Source organism: Coleofasciculus sp. E1-EBD-02, from assembly GCF_040218245.1.
In the GTDB taxonomy this organism is placed as follows: domain Bacteria; phylum Cyanobacteriota; class Cyanobacteriia; order Cyanobacteriales; family Coleofasciculaceae; genus Coleofasciculus.
Genome location: NZ_JAVJQN010000197.1, coordinates 39151 through 62083, shown reverse-complemented (window position 1 = coordinate 62083; position 22933 = coordinate 39151). Strand labels below are relative to the sequence as shown.

Annotated in this window: 17 protein-coding genes and 1 pseudogene; 7 read left to right on the top strand and 11 right to left on the bottom strand. The window is 46.5% G+C overall.

Annotation, left to right across the window (positions count from 1 at the left end; all coding sequences use genetic code 11):
• Positions 1 to 94: 94 nt before the first annotated feature.
• Positions 95 to 1039 (top strand): annotated as a pseudogene (iscB, locus tag RIC07_RS30835) (RNA-guided endonuclease IscB); the annotation flags it as partial.
• A 114-nt stretch (positions 1040 to 1153) separates the two neighbouring features.
• On the opposite strand, the gene RIC07_RS30830 reads toward iscB, so the two are convergent.
• The 6 genes from RIC07_RS30830 to otsB form a co-directional block, all read right to left on the bottom strand.
• Positions 1154 to 3031, bottom strand: coding sequence for an iron uptake porin (locus RIC07_RS30830; protein ID WP_446397843.1), 1878 nt, complete (start codon positions 3029 to 3031; stop codon positions 1154 to 1156).
• 265 nt (positions 3032 to 3296) lie between these two features.
• Entirely contained in the window at positions 3297 to 5507 is a 2211-nt protein-coding gene (locus RIC07_RS30825; RefSeq protein ID WP_446397842.1) for a PhoX family protein, read from the bottom strand.
• 262 nt (positions 5508 to 5769) lie between these two features.
• Positions 5770 to 6003 (bottom strand): hypothetical protein, encoded by a 234-nt coding sequence (locus RIC07_RS30820; RefSeq protein ID WP_446397841.1) that lies wholly within the window; start codon positions 6001 to 6003, stop codon positions 5770 to 5772.
• Positions 5981 to 6649: a phosphate signaling complex protein PhoU gene (gene phoU, locus RIC07_RS30815; protein WP_446397840.1), complete on the bottom strand. Its 669-nt coding sequence runs from the start codon at positions 6647 to 6649 to the stop codon at positions 5981 to 5983. Before phoU ends, RIC07_RS30820 begins: the two co-directional genes overlap by 23 nt.
• A 321-nt stretch (positions 6650 to 6970) precedes the next feature.
• Positions 6971 to 9382 (bottom strand): glycoside hydrolase family 65 protein, encoded by a 2412-nt coding sequence (locus RIC07_RS30810; RefSeq protein ID WP_446397839.1) that lies wholly within the window; start codon positions 9380 to 9382, stop codon positions 6971 to 6973.
• A 4-nt stretch (positions 9383 to 9386) separates the two neighbouring features.
• Positions 9387 to 10925, bottom strand: coding sequence for a trehalose-phosphatase (otsB, locus tag RIC07_RS30805; RefSeq protein WP_446397838.1), 1539 nt, complete (start codon positions 10923 to 10925; stop codon positions 9387 to 9389).
• A gap of 606 nt (positions 10926 to 11531) precedes the next feature.
• Here otsB and RIC07_RS30800 point away from each other — a divergent pair.
• Positions 11532 to 11804 (top strand): UPF0175 family protein, encoded by a 273-nt coding sequence (locus RIC07_RS30800; protein ID WP_446343842.1) that lies wholly within the window; start codon positions 11532 to 11534, stop codon positions 11802 to 11804.
• A gap of 601 nt (positions 11805 to 12405) precedes the next feature.
• On the opposite strand, the gene RIC07_RS30795 is transcribed toward RIC07_RS30800, so the two are convergent.
• The 3 genes from RIC07_RS30795 to RIC07_RS30785 all read right to left on the bottom strand — a co-directional run bounded on the left by RIC07_RS30795 (position 12406) and on the right by RIC07_RS30785 (position 15096).
• The gene (locus RIC07_RS30795; protein ID WP_446397837.1) at positions 12406 to 12624 is read right to left on the bottom strand and encodes a hypothetical protein; all 219 of its coding nucleotides are present in this window, start codon (positions 12622 to 12624) and stop codon (positions 12406 to 12408) included.
• 310 nt (positions 12625 to 12934) lie between these two features.
• On the bottom strand, positions 12935 to 14227 hold the full coding sequence (locus RIC07_RS30790) for an ATP-binding protein (RefSeq protein WP_446397836.1): 1293 nt from the start codon (positions 14225 to 14227) through the stop codon (positions 12935 to 12937).
• A 116-nt stretch (positions 14228 to 14343) separates the two neighbouring features.
• Positions 14344 to 15096, bottom strand: coding sequence for a response regulator transcription factor (locus RIC07_RS30785; protein ID WP_006102719.1), 753 nt, complete (start codon positions 15094 to 15096; stop codon positions 14344 to 14346).
• A gap of 312 nt (positions 15097 to 15408) precedes the next feature.
• On the opposite strand from RIC07_RS30785, the gene RIC07_RS30780 reads away from it, so the two are divergent.
• The 5 genes from RIC07_RS30780 (at position 15409) to RIC07_RS30760 (ending at position 19935) form a co-directional block, all read left to right on the top strand.
• Positions 15409 to 16155 carry a creatininase family protein gene (locus RIC07_RS30780; protein ID WP_446397835.1) on the top strand — a complete coding sequence of 249 codons (747 nt, stop codon included), beginning with the start codon at positions 15409 to 15411 and terminating at the stop codon, positions 16153 to 16155.
• Between the two features lie 380 nt (positions 16156 to 16535).
• Entirely contained in the window at positions 16536 to 17459 is a 924-nt protein-coding gene (gene hpsE / locus RIC07_RS30775; protein WP_446397846.1) for a hormogonium polysaccharide biosynthesis glycosyltransferase HpsE, read from the top strand.
• Positions 17460 to 17479: 20 nt separating this feature from the next.
• Positions 17480 to 18526, top strand: coding sequence for a glycosyltransferase family 2 protein (locus tag RIC07_RS30770; RefSeq protein WP_446397834.1), 1047 nt, complete (start codon positions 17480 to 17482; stop codon positions 18524 to 18526).
• A gap of 14 nt (positions 18527 to 18540) precedes the next feature.
• Entirely contained in the window at positions 18541 to 18774 is a 234-nt protein-coding gene (locus RIC07_RS30765) for a hypothetical protein (RefSeq protein ID WP_446397833.1), read from the top strand.
• A 288-nt stretch (positions 18775 to 19062) separates the two neighbouring features.
• Positions 19063 to 19935 (top strand): glycosyltransferase family 1 protein, encoded by an 873-nt coding sequence (locus RIC07_RS30760; protein ID WP_446397832.1) that lies wholly within the window; start codon positions 19063 to 19065, stop codon positions 19933 to 19935.
• 301 nt (positions 19936 to 20236) lie between these two features.
• On the opposite strand, the gene RIC07_RS30755 is transcribed toward RIC07_RS30760, so the two are convergent.
• Both RIC07_RS30755 and radA read right to left on the bottom strand, forming a co-directional pair.
• On the bottom strand, positions 20237 to 21169 hold the full coding sequence (locus tag RIC07_RS30755) for a polysaccharide pyruvyl transferase family protein (protein WP_446397831.1): 933 nt from the start codon (positions 21167 to 21169) through the stop codon (positions 20237 to 20239).
• A gap of 36 nt (positions 21170 to 21205) precedes the next feature.
• A complete protein-coding gene (gene radA, locus RIC07_RS30750; RefSeq protein WP_446397830.1) occupies positions 21206 to 22789 on the bottom strand; it encodes a DNA repair protein RadA in 1584 nt (527 codons plus the stop codon).
• Between the last annotated feature and the right edge of the window lie 144 nt (positions 22790 to 22933).

Genomic DNA, 22933 nt, shown 5'->3' with positions numbered 1-22933 from the left:
CAGCTAATATCTCCCCCAGCTCCCTCAGCTTCCCCAGCTCCCCCAGCTTCATCGTATTTACGAAGCTGCTCAAGTATTTCCGCAGCGCTGCACTAGTCTCCAACATCGGGTAGACACTACTCTAACTTGGGTAAATCGGTTGAGAAAGTTGGCTCCAATTTCGAGTATTTCAATGGAACTGGTACGGTTCGATACTCAGCGACTCAATAACCCGGAAATAGCTGGTATCGAGTATCAAAAAGGAGAACTTTTTGGTTACGAAGTCCGGGAGTATCTATTGACCAAATGGAACCGTCAATGTGCTTACTGTGGAGCCTCTGGCGTTCCTTTACAGGTGGAACATATCCACCCCAAATCCAAGGGCGGCAGCAATCGGGTTTCTAACCTATGTTTGGCTTGTCAACCATGTAACATCAAAAAAGGAACCCAACCGATTAAACAGTTTATAGCATCGAAACCTGATATTTTACAGCGAATATTAGAAAAAGCCAAACGCCCCCTTAAAGACGCCGCTGCCGTTAACTCTACTCGATGGGCGTTGTATCATCAGCTAGCAGCTACGGGTTTACCAGTTGAAACGGGGACAGGTGGAATGACAAAGTTCAACCGCACCCGCTTAGGTTTACCGAAAACCCATTGGCTCGATGCTGCAAGCGTTGGACAATCAACCCCAGAAAATCTAATAACTCGAAATATTAATCCCTTGGTAATCAAGGCAACGGGACATGGGAATCGGCAAATGGCACAAATCAATAAATTTGGCTTCCCGCGTCAGAAGAAAGATGGCAGTCATAGCGTTAGAACTCGCACCAAAGAGTTTCATGGATTTAAGACAGGCGATATAGTTCGTGCCATTGTCCCCACCGGGAAGAATCAAGGAACACATGTTGGACGAGTGACAGTGAGAGCCAGTCGGGTCTTTGACTTGACTACAGTTAAAGGAAAACTGCAAAGCATCAACTGGAAGTATTTCGAGCTAATCTGGAAAGCTGACGGTTACACTTATGTCCACAAAGTCCAGAAATGTCCATTGATTTAGCGATTAGAGGAATAGCGATCGCGTTTATATCATAAAGGTGCAGATAAATCGGGGTACAGCAATGCTGTACCCCTACACCCGATGATTCAATTGTCAACGATAGCTCAGACAGGCTTAGAAACTGAAGACAGTGCGGATAGTGCCTACCCAGATGTCATCATTGTCATCATTATGTTCTGGGTTAAAGATGACAAAAGCGCCAGGAGTAATCGCGATATTGTCGGTCAGTTGATAGCGGTAGAACACCTCTAAATGGTAGGAGGTATCCTCATCTTCAATATCATCAATATCATCATCGTCGAACTCCTCACCAAGAAACACTATATCAGTGTCAGTTACCTTAGGCGGTGTACCGAATACGATACCTAGCTTATTGCCTTCACCACCCAAATCTAGCAACGCCAAGTTAACCGCCCAGTTCCAAATATCAGCATCAGTTCCTTCAAAGAAAGTGGCTTCAGCTTCGGCATCTTGATAACCAACCCAACCACCAACAGAAAACTTGCCAAATGTGGCATTCGCTTGTATCCCGAAGGAATCGGCTGAAGTTGCTATATCACCAAAAGGTTGGCTTGCAAAAACGCTACCTGTAGACCCAGTAACATTCACAGTCCCATCTTCAAGCACATTCCCTTCTTCATCGAAGTCTGCTCCCCGGTAGTAGGAGCGCACATAAGTTCCAGCCACGGTAATATTTTCAGTGGGTTTGAATGTTATCTGACCTAAGGCAGCGAAAGTGCCATTAAAGAGTCCACTGTCCTCACCTGGATTATCACCTTCGTCAGCAAAGTAACTCGCTGACAACTCTAAGGCATCTCCCAAGCTATAGGTTAAGGTTCCACCAGCACCGCCACCTGTTCGATAAATCGGGTTAAAGCGCCCAAAGCGGGAAATAGAACCACTACCACTACTGTCAAAGAAAGGGTTGACGACATCAAGAATAGTGTCCTGAAACTCGCCGTTAGCGGCATCAATTTGGACAAGGAGGTTGTCACCCAAGGGGAAGCGATACCACAGTTCATCAATGGCAACGTCATTGCCATCAGCTCCATCAAACCCCAAGCGGGTCATGTTAGTGCCAGTCACACCGCTATTAAATTCAGCCATGTTTATGGCTTCTAAACGAGTACGCAAGCGATCGCGTCCCGTAAAGCTGGTTTCAAAGTTCAGACGTACCCGATCGCCAAAGACGGTGTTGGTGTCATCATCGCCAGTAGCAATCGTATCACCGAAGGTATCAGCAAAACCAAAGATGACTTCACCTCTCAACTTGGTTGTCGTGGAGAACTGATTGTCTTCCAAGAACGCCACGCGCCCTTCCAGGTTATCCACCCGCGCACCCAGGGTTGCCAATTCTGCCTCAAACTCCTGAATTAACCGCCGCAGGGTTTCTAACTCAGTCTCGTCAAAACCATCCGTACCAATCAAACGCTCAATTTGGTTCAAACAAGCATTCAAACCAGCGGCAAATTCGTAACGGGTCAAGGCGCGATTGCCTCGATAGGTACCATCTGGATATCCCGCAATACAGCCATAGCGTTCAACTAAGCTTCGCAGCGCTTCATACGCCCAGTCACCTGGCGAAACGTCTCGCAACTGACCCACGCTGGTTACTTGGTCAAGAGAGGTAGATCCTTCGTTGCCATAGCGCTGGATTTGCTGCAAAATTTCTTGATTGGATTCAACTGAGGTATCTCCAGCCGCCGGAACGGGTTCAGGGAAGGTACTATCTGCCAGTTGGAACGTGGGACTAACGGTTACGCTGGATTGAGGCGTATCCGTTGCTGGGATGGGTTCAGTCAGCGCTGCATCATCCAACCTGGGACTGATTGATGCTGTCGGTTCAGTGTCCAAATTCATCGCGGCTGTAGACAGATCAGCAGCCGTCGCATGGGAATTTGACTCAGCCGCCGATGCACCGCTAGCGACGAATAAAGAGGCAACCAACAGGACGGGACTTGCCTTAAACGCTTTCCAGAATAGGGTAGACATAATCATTCACAATCCTCACACCTAAGTTTAATGCCAAAACTGTAAAGCAATTGGGCTGAATGAGCAATAGCATTTTTGCTTTGACTCAAAACTATCACTAAATCTACTAATTAACTATTACCATTTTTGGGGACTACAAGGAATAGATTCTAAACCAAAAATGTTTGGCTGGATACCAGGAAAATATTAGAATTATTTATCTGGCTCAATCAGTGGAGAAATATAGAGACGTAGCCTAGCATAATCTATCTCTACTAACGGTATTTTATGCTGTGGTAATCGGTTGGTTATCCAATCGCCGAATCGCGACGACGGCTGGCTGGGGTGGATCGCTTGTGCCTTTACGGGGCCAGTTGGAACCCAGGGGAACTAGACGTTCTTGCTGGAATTTTTCTCCAGCAGTAGTTTTTATCACAAATTTACGAGTCTCAGTCTGGTTATCTTTGCGGATACCGTATTTTTCCCCTGGGTGTTGTACGGCGAGAAATAAGGTTTTTTGATCGGGACTAAAAAAGGGTCCAGTGGTTTCACATTCCATTGGTCCAATGCCAAATAAGTAAGCATTCCCCGCCATTTCCCCAGATGTGGGCAGACACCAGATCGAATTGTTGCCAAAAATGCCTTGGATATCAGTTTGACTTATGGATTCACCTGGGTCATTGACCCGACTGGTCACGGGCTGATTGTGTTTGGAGGTAGATATATCCGTCACCATCCACACATTACCATTGTTGTCAAATTCTAGATTATCGGGATTAGAAAATCCGGCACCCCCTTCAGCAGGTTCACCCCCCATGGCAAAGGACTCCCAGCGAAATGTCATCGCGGCGGGGTCATCTTGGTCTTCTACCAGACGCAGAATCCAGCCAAATTCCCAGGGAGTTTCTCCCTTCGGTCCGGTGAAAACGCGCTTATCCGGTCCGCCATCTCCCCCTGGACTCCCAGAGGTAAAGGCGATATACAGGGAACCATCCGCCGCCATATCTGTATCTTCGGGACGGGCGGTGGTGGTGGCACCAGCAGCGTTGGCGGCAAAATGGGCGTCGATTAAAATTGCTCCTTGTTTTTCGATATCATTCCCTTGGTATAGATCCCCCAGTGTGGCAAACTGCTGTTTAAACGCCAAGGCTTCCGCATCGGTTGTCACCTCAACAATGCCTCCCTGGGGACGCTTGGGTAAGGGGACTAAGCTGCCTTCCACGGTACTGGGTAACACGGGGTTGACGGGAGTATTGGGTGTTAATGCCATCCAGCGCCCTGTCCCATCCGGTGCAAATACCGCCGCGTACAGCATTCCCTCCGCCATTAAACGGGAATTGGCTTTATCGGTCGGATCACTAACTGTGTCTTTACTGACAAACTTATACAAATGACCCCCTCGACGATCGCATCCCGAATATACCGCTAAGGGTTTCCCCGATACAACCTTAAACGCCACGGCTTCATGACGGAATCGACCCAGCCAAGTGTGTTTTGTGCCATAATCATTGGCATCAGCCGGATCAACTTCTACCATCCACCCATATTTATTCCCAGCTAAACCAAAAACATTACCTCGTCCATCGACAAAGTAATCGTTAATAATAAACGGAAGCGCGGCGGGGTCAAAGGACGTCCCATCGGCGTAAACGGGTTCTGGCACTTGGTCTTGAAAATTTTCCTCTGCACTGAATACCGTTCCCCAAGGCGTGGTTCCGCCAGCACAATTTTGGCATGTACCAATAATGCGATCGCCTAAGCCATCACTATACCCTTGTGCTTGAGTCTTGCGGAAAACCGCGACAGCAGGACCGGTGGCTTTAAGATAGCGATCGTCTGCTAATCCAGAGATTCCGGTAATCCGTCGATCTGCCGCAGAATTCGTCCGCATCCAGGTTCCATCGGCTGTTCGACGCAGTGAAATCACACCTAATCCCTGATCAATCAAGCCAGCTTGGGAAATCTGGCGAATTTTCGCTTTTAGCGGATCAGAATCGGGTAAAGCAAAGGCATTAACCTTACCATCACTCTTCGCCGCCACCGCTTTAACCTCCTCAAATGGTAATGATTCACCGATGACCTGAGAATAGGTTTGCATCCAGGTGCCACCGCTAATATATTCAAAATTAATGGTCAGGTATCCTTCATTTTGACCTGTTTCTATAAACGATAAATAATCATTGTTATAGCCAAAGCGAGAATCCCCCACCGGATCTCCCCAAGCGCCAATCACATCGTAGGTAAAGCCTTCTGGCAGTACCAAGTCATCCACCACTTCATAGCGGCTGTAGGCTTCGATTTGTTTCGTTGATGCTACGCGATCGGTTTCTAACGGTAAGGGACTCTTGACGGGTGTAAAACTCAGATTATCTGTATTTGGGTTAACTTGGGTTAATGAACCAGAACCCTTCTGAGCCGGAGTACTACAAGAACCCAGTGCTACCGTTCCGGCACTAGCTCCCAGAAATAGCAGAAAATGACGACGTTTGAGAGCCATAGCTCACCCTTCCCCCTTTCAGATTTTGGTTTGGTTAGAGGAATATCTTAGATGCGATGCAAGGATATCCTAAAGTGTGCAGGTTAGAAAATGGTAAGGTTAAGGTAATCTTTGGGTTAAGCTGCTTCTAGTAATGATGAATAAGGGTGGGTTTTGTTGTTCAGGTATTGGTGAGGCTGGGTGGGTTTTGTTGTTCAGGTATTGGTGAGGCTGGGTGGGTTTTGTTGTTCAGGTATTGGTGGGGTAGGGCGGGTTTTGTTGTTCAGGTATTGGTGGGGTAGGGCGGGTTTTGTTGTTCCGTTATTGGTAAAAAGCTAGCGTTAGTTCCTAAACCCGCCCCTACAGTTCCTAAACCCGCCCCTACAGTTCCTAAACCCGCCCCTACAGTTCCTAAACCCGCCCCTACAGTTCCTAAACCTGTCCCTAAAATTTTCTGCCTTCTGCCTTCTGCCTTCTGCCTTCTGCCTTCTGCTCTAGGAACGATGACCTGTAACAATATAGGTTACTCGTTGACCGATGTTGGTCGCATGATCAGCCATACGTTCGATATGACGAATCGCCAAGACCAAGAGGACAATTGGCTCAACTACGCCTGGAATATCTCGCTGAAAGGCTAACGTTTGATATAGCTTGTCGTAAGCATTATCGACTTTATCATCTAATACTTTAACCGCTTGTCCAGCCGTCGCATCTAAGTCCGCTAATGAAGCTAAACTCGACGCTAGCATCGCTTGAGCATGGTGGGACATTTCTTCAATTTGGGGCATACACGGATGAGGTGGGTAAGCGAATAATTTGACTGAAATTTCCGTTAAATCTTCAGCATAATCACCAATCCGTTCCAAATCTCGGATTAACTGCATCAATGCACTCACCAGACGTAGATCTTGTGCCACTGGCGATTGAAGTGTGAGCAGAGAGGCACACTCTATTTCTATATGGCGGTAGTAGCGATCAATTCGTTTCTCAACGGAGGTAATTTCCTGGATTGCCTCCAGATTTTGGTAAAATAAAGCTTGATGACCAAGGCGGAATGAATTTTCCACCAATGCACCCATCCGCAGTACATCCTGCTCTAAGCGGTTAAGGGCGCGTTTAAAGTGATTGCGATCGCAATGGCGGTTTGTAGAAGATAGACTCACCTCATTTGCCCGACGAATTCAATTATATCTGTCTACTTCTATTGATAGCAGATTAAGGTTAAATTGTAGTAAACTATTCGGCGGAGATATTAGCTGTTCAGTTATTTCTGCCTTCTTGCACTAGTGGGAAAAGTCTTGAGTGTTGACCCTTGGCTGCGCTCAAGGAAACCTGGTTTTGAGTTAACTTCCTTGTCTTCCTTGCACCTGTGATCCCTAAGCAGGGCGGGTTTAGTCAAGTTATTGGCTTCTTGGCTAACGTTATCGGTAAAACCCGCCCCTACAAATTGGCTCCTCCGCCCCTCCCTGTACTCCCTATCTCCCTCAAGCTAATTGAAACTCCCTTGTCTCCCCTTCTACCATCTCGTACACCTCACCCTGGAAACCAATGCAGACAGGTTGGGACCAGCCGCGATCAAACGAAACGGTTATCTTTTCATCCGTAAACCGCAGTGATAGCCAGTGTCCTCGATAGCGCAATCGCAGGCGTGTATCGGATAGTTCCTGGGGTAGAGACGGATTAAACCACAATACCTGATCGCGAATGTCCAACCCGGTATAACACCGTTGCATCAAATCCACCGTTCCCGCCATCGCCCCTAAGTGGATACCTTCAGGCGTTGTACCTCCCTGAATGTCATCAATATCGCTATGGAGAGCCTCTTTAAAGAATTTCCATGCTTTTTCTCGGTCAGATCGGGATAATACCCAGGAATGCACCATCCGGCTGAGCGTGGAACCGTGGGAGGTTCGCTGCATATAATAGTCGATATTGCGGGGGATAGTTTCAGCATCGAAGGGGTAGCCCATATATTCAAATAGATCCTGCAACGTCTCCGACGAGAACAGATAGAACAACATCAGTACATCCGCCTGCTTGCTGGCTTTGTAGCAGTTCGCATCCTCGTCTTCCGCCTCTAAGATTCGATCAAGGCGCTGGATGTCCCCGTATTTTTCCCGATAACCTTCCCAGTCAAACTCCTTGAGATTCTCATACCCCTCAAACTGGCTAATTATTCCTTCCTCGTGGAACGGCACAAACATCTTACGACTAATCTCTTCCCAGCGAACCAGTTCTTCGTCCCCGATGCCCAGAACCTCGGTCAACTCTTCGCGGCGCTTTTCGTCGAGTAAGCCTAACACGCCACTGGCACAACGTAGTACCCATGCCGCCATCACGTTGGTATAAGCGTTATTATTTAATCCTGGCGTATCGGTATCGGGATAATGGGTGTGGAATTCATCCGGACCCATAACGCTACGGATCTCATAGCGATCGCGCTCTGCATTATAGATCGTAATACTTGCCCAGAAACGAGCCAGTTCCAGCAAGAGTTCTGCGCCGTAATACGAGAGAAATTCTAGGTCATTCGTCGCTTGGTAGTACCGCCAAACGTTATACGCAATTGCCGCATTGACGTGACGCTGAAAATTGGAGTTATCCGGAATCCAACGTCCAGAACGAGGATTCAGGTGCAATTCCTGGCTTTCCTCGCGTCCATCACTACCACTTTGCCAGGGAAACATTGCGCCCTTGTACCCGGCTGTACAGGCTAAATGCCGCGCTTCGGTTAGGCGGCGGTAACGGTACATGAGCAGAGAACGGGTCAATTCCGGTAGGCGCAGATTCAGGAAGGGAAAAATAAATAACTCATCCCAGAGGATATGTCCGCGATAGGCTTCTCCATGCCATCCCCGTGACGGTACGCCTACATCCCGATCAATGGTATTGGGTGAGGTGGATTGCAGCAGATGGAAGATATGTAACCGTAAAATAAACTGGGTGTCCACATCGCCGTTTTCCAGGTTAATATCGGCAATGCTCCAGAGATGACGCCATTTCCGCTGGTGCGATCGCAATAAATCAGCAAAGTTTGACGCTCGGCGCACAGTCTTCCTGGCTTCTAGTCCAGGTTCGCTGATGGCAAAGTCCCTTGATGTATAAATCACGACAATCTTCTCAATCCGCAGTTCCTTCTGTTGCTGACAGGGTACAACTAAGTGCTGGGCAATCCGTCCATTCTCATCCCGACGTTCTCGCTGAGTCGGCACCACCACATCGCCCTCGAAGACTTGGGTTCGCGCCGCTTGAGTCATGCGGATATGAGATTGATTGGTGCAAACACTTAGAAAAATCGCGTCTTCACCCTCATAACCCATCTCTAGGATGTCTAAATGCTTACTATTAAGCTGTCGATAACGCTCAACATTCTGATTGGATACAGTCCCATCGAGTGCCGAACGAATCTCGATTTCTCCTGACCAATTATGGGCAATTAGCCGCCACTCAATCGCCGCTAAATGGGGGTTTTCTTGATGCACAATCCGGCGGCTGGTGAGGGTAAATTCGCGCTCGTTGGCGTCACGGAACCGCACTTGTCGTTCCAGCACGCCACACTGTACGTCTAAGCGATAGGAAAACTCCAATACGTCAACGGCATCAATATCAAACCAGTCACCATCTTTGGGGCGAAAGTTCAGGGGAAGCCAATTGGGAAAATTAACCAGATCTTCGCTTTCCAGGACACGACCCGCTATATTGGTTTCCAGCCGATTATACCCCCCAGCTAAGTAAGTGCCGGGATAATGGGAACCTCCGGCATTCACCTCCTCAAAAGCGCCGCGTGTGGCAATGTAGCCATTTCCCAAGGTACAAAGCGCTTCTCGTAATCCCTGTTGTTCGGGTTTCCAGTTGGGGTAGATTAGTTGCCAATCGTGCGTTTGTCGTTCAGCCACGATGCTAATTCCTTTGGTTGAGTGTCTTCAATAATGCTTGAAAAAACTGCTTCACCTCGTCAGGGTTTTGCAGATAATAATCAGCCTGGGTTGGTTCGTCTGGCATACCCACACGAATGCCAATCCCGCGATCGCGCAATGCTTGGAAGGCGTCTTCATCGGTGGTATCGTCGCCTAAATACATCGGCATCACATCTGGGGTGTTGATGTCAAGTTTATCTAGCAACCAACAGATAGCCCGCCCTTTATCCCAGGGTACGTCTGGCTGTAGTTCAAATATCTTTTTGCCACTGCTTTGGCGTAGCTGTGGATGGCGGTGAACCACCTGATCAACAATGGCTTGAATCGGTTCTATATCTGACTCAGCCACTTCTCGGTAATGAAGGGCGATCGCAAACCGTTTCCGTTCCACCTTTGCCCCAGCAATGGGTTTAAGTTGTTCCCGTAGCTGGTTTTCCGCCTCATCTAATTCCGGGAGGCTAGCTTGGGCTTGCTGTTGCTGCATTTGGATACCACCGCCTGCTACATCAAAACCATGGCTACCTGCATAGTAGAGTTTTTCGATACCTACCATATTCTGCACATCCGCCAAATCCCGCCCACTAATTACCGCCACAATTACCTGATCCGATAACTGTAGGAGTAGCGATCGCATGTCCTGAGACAGGGTGGCGGCTTCAGGACGTTGTACAATCGGCGTCAGCGTCCCATCATAATCGGTAAATAAGGCTAATTGGCGATCGCGCAGCCGAGTTTCAATTGAGTTAATTTGTTCTAGGGCTGAGGGTAGGGATTGAGCGGTTTTCTCTGGCGTTACCGAGATATCGCGTAAATCGCGAACCACGACATCCGCACCATGTTGGCGTAAAGCGTCACCACCGCTATCGCGTACCACACCCACGACTAAACCAAAATGTCCCGCCTTTGCTGCTTTCACACCAGATATCGCATCTTCGACTGCGATCGCATTTTCCGGTTCCACAGCAAGTTCACGGGCGGCTTGTAAAAAGATATCGGGTGCAGGTTTACCGTTGAGGTTCAGTTGTGCAGAATCAACGCCATCAACTTTTGTATCGAACAGATGCATTAACCCCGCCTTATCCAAAATCGCTTTACAGTTGCGACTGGAAGAGACAACCGCCGTTTTCACGCCCTGCTTTCGCCAGTGATGAATCTGCTCTACTGTATCAGAATAGGTTTCCACACCTTCCTTTTGCATGACATCCAGAAAAAGCTGATTTTTGCGATTACCCAGCCCACAGATGGTTTCCTGATCACTGGAATCATCAGGATTTCCTTGGGGTAATTCAATCCCACGGGAGGCTAAGAAGCTTTTTACCCCGTCATAACGCGGCTTCCCATCCACGTACTCGTGGTAATCCGCATCAATATCAAAGGGCGTATAATCATCTCCCTGGCGTTGGGAACGTTGGTGCAGATAATCATCAAACATCTGCTTCCAAGCTTTAGCGTGTAAACGCGCCGTCTGGGTAATGACGCCATCGAGATCTAAAATGACCGCTTTATACTGGTTTTCGCTCATAACTTAGCTGATAGTCGTTCACCACTTGGCGCGATACCTCCGAAATAGTTTCGGATGATTGCACGACCAAAAGATCAAGGAGTAATCCTTATCTGTTGGTTAGTGTACTGGTGATTAAATGGTATCGCCTCAGTCTTTAGAGGAATTTGCGCTGTCGGGACGTATTACCATGAGTTGACACAAAAATCTTGTATCTTGGTTCAGATTTTACCCTAATCGCCAACAGGTCAAAAATCTTACTGGCTTCTCTGTTTAGATCTTTGTTAACCAAGCGTTATATCTTTCTTAAACATTGTGCGATCGCGTCACCCAATGTAGGGCAAAAGGCAGAAGGTTAATAGCCGCCCTGTCCTCACCTGTTGGTATCAGAACCTAATTTCTGAGGATTAAACGGGTTGACAAAAAAACAGTTTCTATGATTCAATAAGCAGTATAATCGGAATAGGTGTGCGCCTATAGACTCTGATTAATTCAATTGTCTGCCTTCCCTGGCAAAAATTCCGAACGGTATCCCTTCATCCGCCAAATAATACTATCCGAATAGCCCACAGCATCTGGATAATCTAAACAGATTCAATCCGAATAACCTTTAACAGTAAGCCACTCATGGAAATTCAGATCGCCCTACCCGATGATGTCGCGCATTCGTTAGAACTTAAATGGGGTAGCTTGGAACGCAGGCTACTAGAAATGATTGTCATTGCCGCCTATCGTGAGGGTTCGATTAGTGTCGGTAAAGTGCGAGAATTACTGGGAATGTCTACCCGCTTGGAGGTTGATACATTCCTCAAAGCCAAAGGTGTCGAGTTACACTATAATGAAGCGGACTTGGAAGCGGATCGGCAAACCCATAAACAATTACGCCAAGAAGTAAATTAGTCATTAGTTATTAGTCATTAGTCATTCGTACTCTCTTGCAGCGCTATCAATCGGAAAACTTGTAGGGGCGGGTTTAGCCAAAATATTGAGGGGAAATCCGATAACTTCTATACAAAACCCGCCCTTTTCCAGAATTTCGGTAGGTTTCTTTACTGTGAGAGAAACCGCTTGCCATTGGTGTTGATTTAAGCTTGTGATTACGCGATTAACGTTGAAATCCCCCTAAATCCCCCTTTGAAAGGGGGACTTTGAGTAATTGATTCATTGAAAGGGAGACTTTGATTGATGTTTTATTGTCCCCTGAAATGACTGAGCTTAATTTCTGGTTCACTCCTGACAAAAGTTAAAATGTCTTATTTCTCCCCGTACAAAGAATACAATTTCTGGTTCTCAAAGCAGGCAATTTCTTGTTCCCCCCTTTCAAAGGGGGGCTAGGGGGGATACTTATTACCGTATTTGGCGACAACTCAACACCACTTCCCCACCTGTACAGGCTTGGAAACCAAGCCCCTACGCGGGACGCTTCTGGATACCGTTGCAAAAACCTACATCCGCCTCACCCGATTCAAAATGTCTCTAACCGTCTCCGCATCGGGGGATTTCACTGGGATTGCTTCCATTCCTGATACCACTTGCGAATTTGTTCGGCTAGCGCCACCATACCCCCAGCAATGCCGACAATCGTGGCAATTACGGCTAGGGTTCCCTCCTTTTGAGTTTGTGCCTCATAGGATACCGACAATCCCGGAATCCCCATCAACTCAGACACAGCGGGTTCAGCAGCCTCCCCCGCGATCGCAACTTGAACGGCTGTTGTCATGTTCGTAGTAAGGGCTTTAGCCCTATTTTAATAACCATTAACTTAACCTACAACCTATTCCATCCTGGTAGGGGCGCAAGGCTTGCGCCCCAATGCCATGACGATAATCTTTTTTAAACGCAGAGTACGCAGAGGTTTCCGCAGAGGTACGCAGAGGGATTGAACGTATTAGAAAGAAGGTTAATAAAGTAAAGGGGAGAAGACAGTAGAAAACAAGAGTATGAATTACCTGTTCCCTAACCAATGACAAATGACAAATGACAAATGACAAATGACAAATGACAAATGACAAATGACAAATGACGAATAACTAATTACAAGGCAATTGAATCTGTAACCAAGCCCCGCCAGTTTCCGGATGATTCTTAGCATTCACTGTACCACCGTGAGCCTGAACAATTTGCTGAACAATTGCCAAACCCAAACCACTCCCACTACTGCGCCCCAATGTGGTTACATTCTCAGACGTAGGTTGCCGATATCGCGAAGCATCTCCTCGATAGAGTCGCTCAAATACACGAGGTAAATCATTCCCTGAAAACCCCGCACCTTCGTCAATAATATCGATTTGCATCAGTGCTTTTTCCGTTGGATCAGCCTGTGTTGAAGTGGTTACCTCAACTCGAATCAATCCTTCCGGGGGACTATGCTTAATACTGTTATCTAATAAATTCAAAAAAACTTGGATCAGTCGAGACTCATCGGCTTTAATCGGTAAAGTATCGGGTCCACGATAGGCAATATGCAAGTCTTTTTGCTCTGCCAAAGGTTCCAATCGTTGCCAAGCCGACTGAATTAAAACGTTTAGGTCGAGGGATTTATACGTAAGACTCTTGTTCGGATCTTGTTCAAGATGGCTGAGTTCTAGCCAATTTTGAATCAGGTCAATTAATCGATTAATTTCTTGCAAGAGTTGCTCAACCCAACGGCTTTCTGGCGGGTTAACTCGTCCTTGTAACGCTTCTGCAACTAAGCGAATCGATGTGAGTGGGGTTCTCAATTCGTGGGCTAAATCAGACACCCACTGATTGCGAGATTCCGATAGTTCAATTAAAGGTTGTCGATTCTCCAGAAACACGCCAACTTGCCCATTGGCAAGGGGCCAACCATACGCCCGCAACGTGAGCGATCGCACTTCGCTCATGGCTGCACCATCCATACAAGCGGGATGAAATACCCATTCCTGGCTCGTCGATTGTTGCTGTTTTCGCGTTTTCTCGATTAACTGATCCAGTTCGTAGGATCGCACCACCTCTAGCAGTAAGCGAATCTGTCCGGGTTCCCAGCGGTCAATTTGCAATAACTGACGCGCCTGCTGATTACACCAAATTAAGTGATTGTCTTCGTCTACTTGTAAATACCCGACAGGCGCAACTTGAAATAGGGATTGAATGGCGTTGAGTTGGTCTTCTAAGACAAGGCGCTGCTGATTCGCTTGGGCAATGGCTCCCCGTAGACGAGACTCTAAGGGAAACGAGTTACTGGTCGAATTGGCTGGTAGCAACTCCAAGGTTTGCTTGAGCTGCTGTTTGGTGCGGTGTTGTAACCATAAGCCAACCCCAATTCCTAGAGCTAGACCCAAGAGAAATGTCAACAGGGTCATAGGTGTGATCAATGAGACTATTGCCGAGCGATGGTTTAGTTATTGTAGCCTTTTGACAGGACGATAGCGGTACTGATTTGGGTAAGATGCGATCGCCGGTGTCGCATCCAAATAAATTAGCCAAACCGATAGCCGAAGCCACGAACGGTAATTAAGTATTCCGGTTGACTGGGGTCTTTTTCTAATTTTTCCCGCAGCCAGCGAATGTGAACATCGACAGTTTTGGTATCTCCCAGAAAATCGGCTCCCCAAACCTGATCAATTAACTGTTCACGAGACCAAACTCGACGGGGATACCCCATAAACAATTCCAACAGTCGGAATTCCTTGGGTGAGAGATTCACCTCCTCGCCACGCACCGTGACACGACATTCTTCGGGGTAGAGGGTAATGTCCCGTAACTGTAACGTCGGCGTTTGCGGTATGGAATTATAGCGGTGACGACGTAGGAGGGCGCGACACCGGGCGATTAATTCCCGCATACTAAAGGGTTTGGTCAGGTAGTCATCAGCACCGACTTCCAACCCCAAAACCCGATCCGTTTCACTCGCTTTGGCGCTGAGAATCAAGATGGGAATGGAATTCCCTTTATACCGGATCAAACGACATAGATCGAGTCCGTTCACCTGAGGCAGCATCAAGTCTAGAATCAACAGGCTAAACTGGCACTCCTCGTCATTGGCATCGCCCTCGGACAGAAGGGTTAAAGCGGTACGACCATCAGCAGCCGTCACCACGTCATAACCTTCCTCTTGTAAGGACAACATCAGCATTTCTCGGATGAGAGTCTCGTCTTCTACAACCAGAATGCGGTTGGATTGTGCCAGTTCTGGAGTAGAAGGGCTTTGCGGTAGATCGACAGAAAGCATAAATGGTAAGGAAATTGGGTATCTGAACGTCTAAGCCAAGATATACACCAAAATCATGGTGTTGCAACGATATAGAAATAGAACTCTACGTCTAGAGTGACACAAGATTCGGCTGGTGTGACTATACCTTGTGAATTTTTGCAGACTGAAAACAATTTGGGTAACTTTATTGCCGATTTCCCCATGGTGACCTACACTAAGGATAGTGTAATACATGTCATACGTAAGTATGACAGAATGAGGGGTCTTACAGAAACAAAGCAGGAGGCTGGTAACCCTAGTCCCCCTGCTTTCACTTTTTTAGAAGGGATAATGCTGCTACATTTGATGACCTGGATCGAGGTTGAGGAGTATTTGAAGCGATCGCCCGGAATTATTCTGCCGATTGGTTCAACTGAACAACATGGACCAACGGGATTAATTGGTACTGATGCGATTTGTGCTGAAGCGATCGCGCGAGGGGTGGGTGAAGCGACGAATGCGATCGTTAGTCCCACAATTAGCGTGGGGATGGCGCTGCATCATACAGGGTTTCCTGGTACGATGAGCCTGAAACCTAGTACCTTAATTCATGTCATCCAAGATTATTTAGTCAGCTTAACTCGGGCTGGATTTACCAGATTTTTCTTTATTAATGGTCACGGTGGTAACGTGGCGACGCTGAAGGCAGCGTTTTCTGAGAGTTACGCTTATCTTTGGGATCTCAACATTCCCAACAGCGATCAAGTCAGATGTCGCCTTGCTAACTGGTTTACCTGTAAATCGGTGTATCAGTTAGCCAAACAATGGTATGGTGACCAGGAAGGATCTCACGCCACACCCAGCGAAGTGGCGTTAACCCAATACCTTTATCCGGAAGCAATCAAAAACGCCCCTTTAGCGGCAAATGTTGCCTCTGGACATCCAATTTACGGGGCGACAGACTTCCGCCGTCGCTATCCTGATGGACGCATGGGGTCTAACCCCGCCTTAGCCAAACCGGAACATGGTCAACAATTCTACGAGATGGCGGTGAAGGAAATAAGTCAAGCCTATCTGGAATTTTTGCATACCGAGTAACCTTCCACACATCAAATCAATTAGAATTACGCCCGGAAACCGTAGGGGCGCATGGCGTGCGCCCGATTCAATGGTAAAATCTATCCCACCATTTTAGGTGTGCCACGCCACTACATTAAACGATTACCCCGCAATTCCTCTCAACGCTGAATCTCATATTACAGCGTGAGCCTCCTTGCGGAAAGAAGGTGACAGTCGGCTAGAGACAGGTTAAACTCGTAATTAAACCATGCCTGTTGGTCAAACCAACAATAGGGTATGGTGTTTCCTCGGTGTATTTGCTACAAGCGAGCAGATTGGGATTGGGGAGAGCGCGATCGCTCGACTCCAGCTCACGATTCAATGAGTGGGAGAGTTATTCCCCAGAGGAAGATTACGGCATGAGCGAGATCGACTTTACTGTCGCGATTTGTACCTATAACGGCGCGAATCGTTTAGCAGAGGTTCTGGATAGGTTGCGATCGCAGCAAGGCACAGAGCCTATTTCCTGGGAGATTATTGTCGTTGATAATAATAGCACGGATGATACGGCTAAGGTCGTTCAGGAGTACCAAGCGAACTGGTCTGAACCTTATCCCATTCATTATTACTTGGAACCTGAACAAGGACTAGCATTTGCTAGACGATGTGCCATCCGAGAAGCCAAGGGTACTTTAATCGGTTTTCTGGATGACGATAATTTACCCGACTCGAATTGGGTAGCACAAGCTTATCATTTTGGGCAATCTCATCCAAAAGCTGGGGCGTATGGAGGACAAATCCATGGCAAATTTGAAGTAGAACCTCCGCCAGGATTTGAGAGAATCGCCCGTTATTTTGCCTTGATTAAAGGAACGAAACCCTATTGTTATAACCAAAAGTATGCCTATACCCGCAAAAAGATGTTTCCTCCAGGAGCCGGAATCGTTATTCGCAAACAGGCTTGGATAGAAACTGTCCCTGAACGTCCCCTGCTCCCTCAAACTAATGAAGATTTAGAAATGCTGTCATACATCTGGCAAGGCGGTTGGGAACTGTGGTTCAATCCGGAAATGGAGATTGACCATTTTATTCCTAAATCCCGTTTTGATAAAGAGTATCTGCGGCGTTTTTTTCAAAATAATGGTCGGCTACGATATCAGGTGCGAATGTTAGCCTATAAACCCTGGCAAAGACCCCTAGTTGTACCGATCTATCTAGGCAATGATATCAGAAAATTTATTCTCCACTTTCTCAAATATCGTTCTGTCCTGAAAACGGATGTTGTTGCTGCTGGAGAAATGGAATTACTGCTCACGATTCTAATTCGGAATTTTTATAAATAAATCATTGGATTTGATTGACTATGAAAAATTTAAATAGAGTTGACTCTAAAGATATAGCATTAACAGGCACAGAACTCCTATGTTTTGTAATTGTCAGGAATGAATTCAAACGTTTGCCTTTTTTCTTAAACTACTATCGCGAAAAAGGAATATCTAAGTTTTTTATCGTCGATAACGACTCAGAAGATAAGACCTTAGACTATTTAATCCAGCAAGAGGATGTCTATACGTGGCATACTCAAGAATCTTTCCAGGACAATAAACTAAATTGGCTAGAATGGTTACTTAAAAATTACGGTCAAAATCACTGGTGCTTAATCGTTGATGCCGATGAAATTCTCTATTATCCCGATTGTGAAACCCGCAGCCTAAGCGATTTTTGTCGCCAAATAGAAAGGCAAGGTAAAAATGCTGTTCAAGGGATTATGTTAGACATGTATTCGCAGCAGCCTGTTCAGGAAGCCTACTATAATCCTGGAGATGACTTTTTAGAGGTCTGTCCCTATTTTGATCGACAGTATTATCATCACCAGGAAGGAACAATCAGGGATTATTATTGGGGAGGATTGCGCCAACGTATCTTTGGCAGCGACGATAAACGAGGCAAGAAGCCCTACTGTTTAACCAAGTTCCCTTTGCTTAAATATAATGATACCATGACATTCTATTCAGAACATGTCACCAAAAACATAAAAGTTTCTTCGACAACGGTGTGTTTGCTACACTTTAAATATTTTTCATTTTTTATCGATTATGTTAAATCAGAAATCCAGAGGAATCAGCATTGGCAAGGAGCAGTTGAATACCAAAAATATGCTCAACTCATTGCCGAAAACAAGCCACTAAACCTGTACGACCCAGAAATTTCTGTGCGGCTGGAAAATAGTCAGCAGTTGATCGATATGGGAATTATAAATCGGGGAGTTATTCTGGAGAAACGGTTAGGATATGTAAGCTTATTGTTAGAATTATTTTATGACACTAAAATACTGGGACGTGCATTCCTTAAAGTTTTGTCCCAAAAAATAGCCTCTCGGAGAGTTATGATGCTCAGAAAAACTTATTGAATTGAGTCAAAGGGTTGCTGAATAAGGGTTTTCCTGTTCCCTGTTCCCTGTTCCCTGTTCCCTGTTCCCTGTTCCCTGTTCCCTGTTCCCTGTTCCCTGTTCCCTGTTCCCTGTTGCCTGTTCCCTGTTGCCTGTTCCCTGTTGCCTGTTGCCTGTTGCCTGTTGCCTGTTCCCTGTTGCCTGTTCCCTGTTGCCTGTTCCCTGTTCCCTGTGACACACCGAGCGTGTTACCGAGCGAGTCGAGGTAAGTCGAGGTGTTCCCTCTTCCCTAAAAATTAGGGTTTCATCACAAATACCGAAGAGTCATCTGTATCTACCCAGATCCAAGTAAAACTGTTTTGTTATTACATAAAAAAATGCAATTAATGCATCCGGGTCTGAAAGACATTCTGCTCATTGAGCAATACATCAAGACTAAACAAATAGGGTTTTTATCCATAGAAACCCCTTTACCCCCTTGGTTCAAAAAAATTAGCCAATCAATTCCAAATTACTCCATAGGACTTCAACTTCGCCGCGAGTACCGCCACATTTCAATGGGCATTAGAGCCTTTCGGCTTAAAGATATCGATACAATTTTTATATTTGAAATCTATAACCAACATTTATTAGGAGTTCTGCCTTTACTGGCTTTAACAGGAAAACAGGTATTGATTAGCTTACATGGTAATCAACAATTTGCCATGACTAGCAAAATCAAATTCTTCGGATTGGTCTACCTAAAAAGGTATCTGCAACTTTTCAATAATTTAAAAGTCGTTTTATTTGAAATCGATGATCATGTTATCCCGGATAAATTTCGCTTACCCGCGTCATCCAAGATAATTATCCCTCATCCAATCCTTAGCGAAGTTACGCCCAACCTGAAACCCAGTGAACGCTTGCCTATAGATGCCAAAATTAAGATAGGGGTGGTGGGAATGATTCGACAGGATAAACCTATCTCAAAACTAATTGCCAGATTACAGGAATATATCAGCTCAAATTCTGATCAATGTGAACTAATTATAGGTACACCCTTTGGTCAAAAACCTGGTTATTTAGATCAACTGGGTGTAGCTCTCTACGATACTACCAAAGAAGAAAACTATATCAGTGTCTTAAAACAGATTGATATTTTGGTCATTCACTATGACAAAGATCGTTATTACTACCGCACCAGTGGTGTAATTAGTGATGCCGGATCATGTGGCTGTTATATTATTGCCTCTGATTATCCAGTTATCAATCATCAAGTGAATTTCCCTGTTCCAATTGGTGCAACATTCTCAACTTTTGACGAAATTGATTCCCTAATTGATCAAGCCATCACTCACATTCGCCAGAAGGGACAGGATAACCACTGGATTTGGCGAGAACAACGTTCCACAGAAGCGATCGCAAAACTCCTCTTCCCCCAAAACACATAACTAAGTAAGTAGGTGTGGACAATTAAAGTTAACGGTGGGGATCGTCATTCGTCATTCGTCATTCGTCCTTTGTAAGGGTTTGAGGCTTGTTAACATAACTTCATAAGGTTGAGTTTATTTCCACCAACCTACTTATACCAAGTTGCATTCAAAGATATAACTTTCCCTCCCCCTACTTCCCCTGCTTCCCCTGCTTCCCCTGCTCCCCCTGCTCCCCCTGCTCCCTCTGCTCCCCCTGCTTTTCCTATCTACTATGTTTGAAGCGCAACTCGGTATTAGGACTCCCTGCAACAGCCCCTAATTAGGTAAAAATCCCCGCTCTAACATCATCCTTAAATTGCTGTAGTCTTGTTTCTAGTTCATGGGTAAGACGCTCAACGATGAACTCATCGCTTAAAATAGGTTTGACTGTTTTGGCAATATCCATAAGTTGTCGGGCTACTCGCTGATTTGGATCACCGCCAATTTGATTAAACACGCTTAATTGCTCCTGTTTTAACCAATCTATCCAGTAATTGATTTCTGGGCGAATACGCAAGCGAGTCGAAGGAGCTTCAGGAAACACAGGATAGAAATCCCAGAGAGGCATAACATACTGAGGTTGGTATTCAATACCTAGAGACAGACACCAATCCTGCCATTTAAAGGAATTAATATTGGCACTGGTTTTGATCGGAATCCAAGGCACTCGTAGGGCATCCGCAATGATAGCACCATGCATGGCTTCAGCGAGTAATACCTCAGTTTGGCTAATTGCTGATAAAATTTTTTCAATTGACCAACGCGGATCAATATAGGCGAATCCCAGTTGTTCGCAGATAGCACTCCAGGCTGAACTTGCTGGGATAGCGTGCTTGAAATGAGGCATAAAAGCAAAGCGCTGGGTTTTAGAATGATTCGCCTGAAATAATCGCCTGACGAGTAAAGCCGCATCGGTAACGGCGACTTGTTTGGCAACACCTAGCGCTTGGGCAGACAGGGGTCCTCTGACGCAGTATATCGTCCAAGAATCATTAATTTTGGGTACAGTTCCATATCCATATCCCACACCCGTTCCGAATACAATGGTTTTCTCTGCCTTGGGTAATTTTCTGTTGAGTAACGTCCCAATTCCTACAAAAAGGGTTCGTTCGTCTTCATCCAGAATGTTGGGTATTAATTGGTTCCAGAGCCAAGGGTTGAGTTCATCGCCAAAATTGGCGTATTCATCGGATTTGTAGTAGTAGAGTTTCATCGTTATGTTTATTCAGCATTCCGCACACCCCAATAGCTAAAAGTCGTCTTCCTCTTCCTCATTGGCATCATTTGCCTCATTTGCTGAATTCTGGCGCAATCCTCCCGGTAAAGCAGCAATAATTGCATCCAGCACCCTGGAAACTGGGATCACCTCAATATCCAGATCCGGTAACACTTGACCCTTGGGAACGATCGCACGTTTAAATCCTAACTTGGCGGCTTCCTTTAACCGCAGTTCCATCTGTGACACCAGCCGCACTTGTCCCCCTAATCCCACTTCGCCAACCATCACGGTGCGGGGATCAACCATGCGATCGCGAAATGACGCCACGACTGCAATGGCAATCCCCAAATCAGCCGCCGGTTCTTCGACGCCCAACCCGCCAGCCGTAGCCACATAAGCATCTAATTTAGACAGGGGAATCCCTACCCGTTTTTCCAATACCGCCAAAATTTGCTGTAATCGACTGTAATCCACACCAGTGGTTGAGCGACGCGGCGCACCATAACTGGCTGGGGAAACCAACGCCTGTAACTCGACTAAAATCGGGCGAGTCCCCTCACAAGCCACCACCGTCGCCGTACCAGGACTCATTTCATCCCGATTGCCCAAAAATAACTCCGACGGATTCAGCACCTCCTGCAACCCCTTATCCACCATTTCAAAAATACCGATTTCGTGAGTTGCGCCAAACCGATTTTTTACCGATCGCAGCAGACGATGGGAGGCAAAGCGATCGCCCTCAAAATACAATACCGTATCCACCAAATGTTCCAGCACCCTTGGTCCTGCGATCGCACCTTCCTTAGTCACATGTCCGACAATGAATAACGTAATATTTGCCCGCTTTGCCACCTGCATCAAGGCTGAGGTACATTCCCGCACTTGCGCCACTGAACCCGGTGCCGAGGTTAACGCCGCAAAGTACAGCGTCTGGATACTGTCAATGACGGCAACTTGGGGTTTTAGGGACTCCAACTCCCGTAACACCTCCTCTAAGTCAGTCTCTGCCAACACATACAGATTTGGCTCTTGCTCCTCCGAGGTTTTACCCCCATTCGCCGTTTTCGACTTTGCCGACTTCCCTCGCTTTTTGGGCGCACCGTTATTCGTCTGCTCACTATTATTATCTGTCTCTTCCTGAATCGGAGCAGCACCAACACCCAGGCGAGAGGCTCGCAGTTTCACCTGTTGTCCCGACTCTTCCGCACAGACGTAAAGAATACGATGCTCCTGTGCCAGTTGATTTGCCACCTGTAACAGCAACGTGGATTTGCCAATCCCCGGATCACCGCCAATCAATATCAAGGAGCCAGGGACGATCCCTCCCCCCAGCACTCGATCCAGTTCACTATACCCGGAAGCAAATCGGATCTGGACATTATTGGAAATTTCTGAGAACTTGAGTGAAGACCTCGGTTGAGCGCGTCCGGAAGTAGGAGAGGGAGTAGAGGCACGGGTATTGGATTGCCAACCCCCACTCCTTAAGGTGGTCGTTGTTGACAGCATATTCTCCTCTAAGGAGTTATACGTGCCGCAGGAGGAGCATCTGCCGAACCACTGGGAGTGTTCCGCCCCACATTGATTACAAACATAGATGGATTTAGTTTTAGGCATCCTGATCTCAAGGTGCTAGGAATTTTCAATAATTAAACCAATCTTAAAAAGTCGTAAGGAAATGTCAAATAAAAGCATTATGGCTTAAAAAAGCTTCGTATAACGTTATATCTTAGAGATAAGCTACTGATAAATTAACATTTC

Coding starts and splice junctions, on each gene's coding strand:
- RIC07_RS30795 (WP_446397837.1), bottom strand. CDS start 12,624: ATGACAACAGCCGTTCAAGTTGCGATCGCGGGGGAGGCTGCTGAACCC.
- hpsE (WP_446397846.1), top strand. CDS start 16,536: ATGAGCGAGATCGACTTTACTGTCGCGATTTGTACCTATAACGGCGCG.
- RIC07_RS30760 (WP_446397832.1), top strand. CDS start 19,063: ATGGGCATTAGAGCCTTTCGGCTTAAAGATATCGATACAATTTTTATA.
- RIC07_RS30800 (WP_446343842.1), top strand. CDS start 11,532: ATGGAAATTCAGATCGCCCTACCCGATGATGTCGCGCATTCGTTAGAA.
- otsB (WP_446397838.1), bottom strand. CDS start 10,925: ATGAGCGAAAACCAGTATAAAGCGGTCATTTTAGATCTCGATGGCGTC.
- RIC07_RS30830 (WP_446397843.1), bottom strand. CDS start 3,031: ATGTCTACCCTATTCTGGAAAGCGTTTAAGGCAAGTCCCGTCCTGTTG.
- RIC07_RS30770 (WP_446397834.1), top strand. CDS start 17,480: ATGAAAAATTTAAATAGAGTTGACTCTAAAGATATAGCATTAACAGGC.
- RIC07_RS30785 (WP_006102719.1), bottom strand. CDS start 15,096: ATGCTTTCTGTCGATCTACCGCAAAGCCCTTCTACTCCAGAACTGGCA.
- RIC07_RS30790 (WP_446397836.1), bottom strand. CDS start 14,227: ATGACCCTGTTGACATTTCTCTTGGGTCTAGCTCTAGGAATTGGGGTT.
- RIC07_RS30825 (WP_446397842.1), bottom strand. CDS start 5,507: ATGGCTCTCAAACGTCGTCATTTTCTGCTATTTCTGGGAGCTAGTGCC.
- RIC07_RS30780 (WP_446397835.1), top strand. CDS start 15,409: ATGCTGCTACATTTGATGACCTGGATCGAGGTTGAGGAGTATTTGAAG.
- radA (WP_446397830.1), bottom strand. CDS start 22,789: ATGCCTAAAACTAAATCCATCTATGTTTGTAATCAATGTGGGGCGGAA.
- RIC07_RS30755 (WP_446397831.1), bottom strand. CDS start 21,169: ATGAAACTCTACTACTACAAATCCGATGAATACGCCAATTTTGGCGAT.